The organism is Bradyrhizobium sp., from assembly GCF_028868675.1.
Taxonomy (GTDB): domain Bacteria; phylum Pseudomonadota; class Alphaproteobacteria; order Rhizobiales; family Xanthobacteraceae; genus Bradyrhizobium.
Genome location: NZ_JAGWUA010000307.1, coordinates 1 through 3,915 on the forward strand (window position 1 = coordinate 1; position 3,915 = coordinate 3,915).

Annotated in this window: 4 protein-coding genes; 1 reads left to right on the forward strand and 3 read right to left on the reverse strand. The window is 67.9% G+C overall.

Annotated features, from left to right (window positions below):
• Nucleotides 1-108: 108 nt before the first annotated feature.
• The 3 genes from KGM94_RS24140 to KGM94_RS24150 are packed head-to-tail and all read right to left on the reverse strand — an operon-like array spanning nt 109 to nt 2,925.
• On the reverse strand, nt 109-876 hold the full coding sequence (locus tag KGM94_RS24140; protein ID WP_300264908.1) for an ABC transporter ATP-binding protein: 768 nt from the start codon (nt 874-876) through the stop codon (nt 109-111).
• Nucleotides 873-1,892, reverse strand: a complete 1,020-nt coding sequence (locus KGM94_RS24145) for an iron ABC transporter permease (protein ID WP_300264910.1) — start codon at nt 1,890-1,892, stop codon at nt 873-875. The genes KGM94_RS24140 and KGM94_RS24145 overlap by 4 nt, the downstream gene beginning before the upstream one ends.
• 13 nt (nt 1,893-1,905) lie before the next feature.
• Complete coding sequence (locus tag KGM94_RS24150) at nt 1,906-2,925, reverse strand: iron ABC transporter substrate-binding protein (protein ID WP_300264912.1); 1,020 nt, start codon at nt 2,923-2,925, stop codon at nt 1,906-1,908.
• A gap of 156 nt (nt 2,926-3,081) precedes the next feature.
• On the opposite strand from KGM94_RS24150, the gene KGM94_RS24155 reads away from it, so the two are divergent.
• A partial coding sequence (locus tag KGM94_RS24155; protein WP_300264914.1) for a LysR family transcriptional regulator occupies nt 3,082-3,915 on the forward strand: 834 nt, incomplete at its 3' end.

Below are 3,915 nucleotides of genomic sequence, written 5' to 3' on the forward strand. Positions count from 1 at the left end.
CGATGCTTGCATCTGACTCTCCGTGGGTTCGAGTGAGGAAACCCAAACCTATCGGAAAGGCCACGCTCACCGCCCCATGAAATCTACAAATTGTTGAAGCGCTCGCGATCAATCCGGCAGGAATGCCGCGGCGCCTGTCGCCGTATCGCGCATCTGCCTGATGCGCGCGCCGTAGAGTGCTTCCAATCTCTCGCGCGTCAGTACGTCCGCGACCGGGCCTTCGCCGACCTCTGCGCCCTGGCGCAGGAGATAGGCGCGATCGGCCGCGGCCATGGCGTGATTGGGATCGTGCGTCGTGAACAGCACGCCGTGACCGGAGGCGCGAAGTGCGCGCAGTTCGCGGATGACGCGGCCCTGATTGCCGAAGTCGAGGCTCGCCGTCGGTTCGTCCAGCACGACGAATTGCGGCTCCTGCGCCAGCGCGCGGGCGAGCAGCGTGAGCTGACGCTCGCCGCCGGAGATCATGGTGCAGGGCCGCTCGGCGAGATGGGCGATGCCGAACCGCTCGAGCATGCGTGCGGCGACGGCGCGATCGGCGACCGTCGGCCGGCTGAACAGCCCGCCATGCGCGGTGCGTCCCATCAGCACCATCGTCTCGACCGTGAAGGCGAAGGTCGCCGCATGCGATTGCGGCACATAGGCGATCAGCCGCGCACGCTCGCGGCTGGAATAGTCGTCGAGCGGGCGATCGCCGAGCCGCACTTCGCCGGCCTTGGGTCGAAGCAGGCCGATCAACGTCTTCAGCAGCGTGGTCTTGCCGCCGCCATTGGGACCGAGCAGCGCCAGCACTTCGCCGGCCGCAAGCCGCACGCCGAGCGCGCTGCCGACCAGGCGGTCGCGGTAGCCGATCGAGAGATTGTCGCCGGACAGGATCACGGCGCGGACCAGGTCTTCGAGACGCTGGCGAGCAGCCAGATGAAGAACGGCGTGCCGACGAAGGCGGTGAGGATGCCGAGCGGAATTTCGACCTGGGCCGCGCTGCGCGCCAGCGTGTCGATCAGCAGCAAGAATCCGCCGCCGATCAGGGCTGCGGCCGGGATCAGCCGGCCGAAATCGGGTCCGACCAGCGTTCGCGCGATATGCGGCACCACGAGGCCGACCCAGCCGACGATGCCGGCGGTCGCCACGCTGGCCGAGGTGACGAGCGTTGCCGCCGCGACGATCGCAACGCGCAAGGGCCCGGTGGCGACACCGAGCGCGCGCGCCTCCTCGTCCGGCAGCGACATCACGTTCATGCGCCAGCGCAATGCGAGCAAGGCGAGCATCCCCAGCGCCACCGGTCCGAACAGCGGGACGAGGTCGGAGGGGCCGACGGCCGCGAGACTGCCGAGCAGCCAGAACGTCATCGCCGGCAACTGGTTGTAGGGATCGGCGAGATATTTGATCAGGCCGACGCCGGCACCGAGCAGTGCGCCGATCACGACGCCCGCGAGCACCAGCACCAGCACGGGATCGCGGCTCGCGACCGCGGAGCCGACCGCATAGACCATCGCGACCGCCAAAAGGCCACCGCCAAAGGCCAGCGCCTGGATCGCGAGCACGCCGAGCGAGAGATGGATGCCAAGGACGGCGCCGAGCGCCGCACCGGAGGAGGCGCCGAGAATGTCCGGCGAAACCAGCGGATTGCGGAACAGGCCCTGAAACGCGGTACCGGCCACCGCGAGCGCCGCGCCGACCAGGCTCGCGGCGAGCACGCGCGGCCCGCGCACCTGCCAGATCACCGTCTCCACCGCGGCCGGCGCCTGCGAGGGATGGCCGGTCAGTTTTGCGGCGAGCACCGCGAAGAGGTCGCCGAGGCCGACGGGATAGCGGCCAACCGTGAATGCGAGCAACAGCCCCGCGAGCAGCACCGCGAAAGAGATCAACAGACCGGGGAGAGGAGAGCGGGCCATCGCCGGCAGACTATCAGTCGCGGCCTGCGAGCACACGGTCGATATCGGCGTCGGGCGGCGTCACATGATAGAATTTCGCAAAGAAATCGCGCGTCAGCTCGCGCATGTCTTCGGGAAAATGTTCGGGATAGAGGATCTTCGCCAGCCACCACAATCCGATCAGACGGTTGACCGAGGGCGGAAAATCGACCCAGCCGAACGGCAGGCTCGGCGACAGATGCACCCGACCGTCGCGCACCGCGGCGATGCCCGCCCACTGCGCATCGCTGCGGACGTTGGCGGCAAAATCGCGGTCGATGGTGATGATGATGTCGGGATTCCAGGCCAGCACCTGCTCGACCGAGACGGTCGCAAGCCCGCCCTTCTGCTCGCCCGCCACGTTGCGTCCGCCGAGGAATTCGAGAGTCTCGACGTTGATCGAGCCGCCGAGTCCGGTCTCCAACCCGCGCGGTCCCCGTGCGTAATAGACCCGCGGCCGCTCGTCCTCGGGGATCCGGTTTACGCGTAGCGTCATGGTGGCGAGCGTCTGCTCGGCATAGGCCGCGAGCGGCTCGGCATCGCGATGGGTCAGCGCGCCGAGCAGGCGATAGGTCGCCGCGGTGGCTTCGAAACGGCCGTCGAGCAGCGCGTAGGGGATATTGGTCTGCTCCTGCACGCGCATCGCGAGCGAGGCGAAGGTCGGAGTCGTCGAGCCGACGTCGAGAATGAGGTCGGGCTTCAGCGCCAGCACGCTTTCCAGATTGGCGGTGTTGCCGCGTCCGGTGAGCCGGCCGATCTCGGGCCTCGCGCAGATATCGGGCAACAGGAATGCGCATTCCTCGGGGCGGTTGGCGCGCGGCCAGCCGAGCAGCAGGTCGGGCGCCAGCGTGTACAGCAGGATCGCCGCCGGCGGGCCGGCTGGAAACACGCGACTGACGGCCGCGGGAATCTCCAGCGCGCGGCCAGCGGCGTCGGTGACGACGGCGGCGCGCACGCCGCGGGCCGCGAGCAGGAGCGCGGGAGCGGCAAGCAGGGTCCGGCGTGTCAGGCGCATGGAAGCGGCTCTTTCGGTCGTTGCCCGACCTGTATACGGCCGTCCGCCGCGGCTGCAAATGACCGTCGGCCTGCGCCGCCGCGCGTTTTTGGCGTGCTGGCGGGAACCGCGCCGTGATACTCTCCGCGTGATGAGAACTCTCAAGGGGACCAGCGCTTGATCGACAAGCTTGAACTTCTCCTGGCGCTGGCCAAGGAACGGCATTTCGGCCGGGCGGCGGAAGCCTGCGGCGTCACCCAGCCGACGATGTCGACGGGGCTGAAACAGCTCGAGGAAATCCTGGGCGTGATGCTGGTGCAGCGCGGCTCGCGCTTCCAGGGTTTTACGCCGGAGGGCGAGCGGACGCTGGATTGGGCGCGGCGCATCGTCGGCGACGCCCGAGCCATGCGCCAGGAGATCAACAGCCTCAAGGACAAGCTCTCCGGCGAGATCCGGATCGCCGCGATCCCGACCGTGCTCGGCATGGTGGCGCAACTGACGACGCCGTTCCGCGCGCGCTATCCGGACGTCAGTTTTCGCGTGCAGTCCTGCACTTCGGCGGACGTGTTGGGTCTCCTGGAAAATCTAGAGGTCGATGCCGGGCTGACCTATATCGAGAACGAGCCGATCGGCAAGGTGCGCACCATCCCGCTCTACAATGAGAGCTACCGCCTGCTGACCTCGCCCGACGCCATGTTCGGCGACCGCAAGCAGGTGACGTGGAAGGAAGTCGGGCAGGTGCCATTGTGCCTGTTGACGCCGGACATGCAGAACCGCCGCATCATCGACCGCGCGTTGCGTTCGGTCGGCGCGGAGGCGACGCCGTCGCTGACCTCGAATTCGCTGCTCGTGCTCTATACCCACGTCAAGACCGGACGCTGGGCGAGCGTGATGCCGGCGAAGCTGGCGGAGACGCTGGGCTTGTCGGATTCCATCCGCAGCATTCCGATCGTCGATCCCGTCGTCGACTACAGCGTTGGCCTCGTGATCCCGCAGCGCGACCCGATGACG